The organism is Legionella qingyii (assembly GCF_003990155.1).
Lineage (GTDB): Bacteria > Pseudomonadota > Gammaproteobacteria > Legionellales > Legionellaceae > Legionella > Legionella qingyii.
The window spans coordinates 1-2,248 of record NZ_RZGX01000043.1; the positions used below are offsets into that span (position 1 = coordinate 1).

Consider the following 2,248-nt stretch of genomic DNA (forward strand, 5'->3'; position numbering starts at 1 on the left):
CACTGATCAAATGCTCCGGAATCGGTGATCAAGTAATGCCGGAATCTCTGATCAAGTGTTTCCGGAATCTGCGATCAAATGCGGCCGGAATTGGTGATCATTTCGCTCCGGAATACACACGAAGCATCAGAGATCGAACTTCTTGCCCAAAAATATGAAGCATTAGCCACTGTAATTATAAAAGCAGGAGAGAGCTTATCTCAAATAAAAGAAAAAGATATTCGGGTTGAACAGTTACATGAGCTTGGATCTGCATTAGATGAAGTTGAACTTCAGGCGCTTGATCCGAAGAAATTGCAGAGTGTCATAGAACAGAGCAAATCCTATGTAAATGATGATTTATTTGTACACGATTATTTTGCATTTCAAAAGCAATTAACCGCTGCAAAAGAAATGCTCGCCAAACAAATTCAAGAGGCTGAGAAAAAATTTGAACTGTTAACACAAGCAAAAGTGAGTGAGGCGCGGCTAGAGACATTTAATAAAGCGCTAGAGTTTCTTAAAGACATGAATTCTCGTTTTGATAATATCGAGTATCAACGAAATGAACCTGGGAAAACTTCAGAAGAATTGAAACACATTACCGAAAAGGCAACAATCTGGTATGAGACGATCCTTAGCGAATACCAACAAATTGATGAAAGGATAAAAGCGGCACAAGAAACAGAAATAGTTGAGCAGGCAGTGAAACTGGAATCAACAGAACCCCCAAAAAATGACATACCACCACCGTCCTCCGAAGTATCGCTTGATGAGAAGAGAAAAACTGTGGAAGTGGATCAAAACATACCACAAAAAATTCTTAAAATAGACCCAATAACATCATCCTACGACAATGTACCGTCAAAACTAAACCCACCACCTAATGATAAGATGCAAAAGGAGCCATTACTCCCTGTCAAATCTGAATCAATAATAGAATTCAAAATTCGACAGATATATGACAAATATAAAAAAACAGTTAAAGATGCAATTCAACAATTATCCTCAACAGCTGAGCCAAGCAGCAATGGAGATTTTGAAAAAAACACTCAAGTAATAAGGGACAAAGCTCAAAAAAGAGAAGCTCGTACTTCACTTGACCAGATAATTGAATTAATTGAAAGCACTCAGTGGAAGACTGGGATCTTTGGCAGTCAATCAAAAATTAAAATAAATGGGAAACAAACATCGGTTCCCAATCATATTTATGAAATTTATCAGCAAGCTAAACTTGGCAAAGAAGATCCTGAACGGGCTCATAATGCCATGAAAGAAATAAATAACATTGCGAAAAGAGCAATTAACTATTCGGCCTCCCGCGCCAAAAATTTAAGAAAAAGAGATCAGCAAACTCAAGAGGCATATGAGGCAATTGTAAGAAATAGTAGCGATCTTAACCTTGGCTGATAAATTTATTAACGTTTTGAGTAATATACAGGCCATTTTTAAGAATTGGAGGGGCAGGTCTTAAGATTTGATTATTTTTTCCTTGCACTCTTTTGGTCCATTTATTCTCATCGTCACTAGATTGTGTGACAACTCTCAATTCAATATTTTAAAGAGATTTTTAGCGATCTACATATGAGCTGTTCTATGTTCAACATAAATTTCGGGATTTCTATTTTATCTAAGAAGAATTATTTTTTAAGCATAGAGTTTAATCAAGCATCGGCTCAAAATAAAAAGTAAAAATAGTTCGAGTCAAGACTGTTTTTTTATTATTTATTTGTATAACATAGCTGCGTTTAAATTCTATTCCTTGTCCCTTTTCTGTGGATATCTTTTTTAGCAAATTAAAAATTAATATTCAGCGGCATATTAGAACCCTTACTGTGTCTGAATTATATTATTTTTAAAATCCCGCACTTTAATTTAAGTTATTCACATTTTCTGTGGATAAGTCTGTTTATAGTCTGTCAAACTCCTTGTGGCATAGAGAAGTTAATCAGATGATTCGTCATTTACCAAGGTGTCTTTTCATTCATGTACAAGAGTAATAAAGCGGTCGTTTTTCCTAGAGATCTGCCATCGTTAGCGCCACAACTTCTGATTCCCTTTAATGTGATACAGCACGAATTTTTCAAATATAATAAAAAACTATTGACATACCAGGAAAAGTAAGTAGAATTCGCACCTCGCCTCCAAGGGCAAGTTCATTAAGAAGATAGAAGACAAACTGTGTGGGCACTTTGAAGAACCTTTGAGTGCTAAGAAGAAATAAATAAGTAAAGAAGCTGGTTTTAAACTAGCACAGGAATTGAACTGA

The 2,248-nt window shown here is 35.6% G+C and carries 1 protein-coding gene; it reads left to right on the forward strand.

Features of this window, described 5'->3' with window-relative positions; translation table 11 throughout:
- Positions 1-78: 78 nt before the first annotated feature.
- On the forward strand, positions 79-1,389 hold the full coding sequence (locus tag ELY20_RS16665) for a hypothetical protein (protein WP_127059519.1): 1,311 nt from the start codon (positions 79-81) through the stop codon (positions 1,387-1,389).
- Positions 1,390-2,248 lie beyond the last annotated feature (859 nt).

Coding starts and splice junctions, on each gene's coding strand:
- ELY20_RS16665 (WP_127059519.1), top strand. CDS start 79: ATGCGGCCGGAATTGGTGATCATTTCGCTCCGGAATACACACGAAGCA.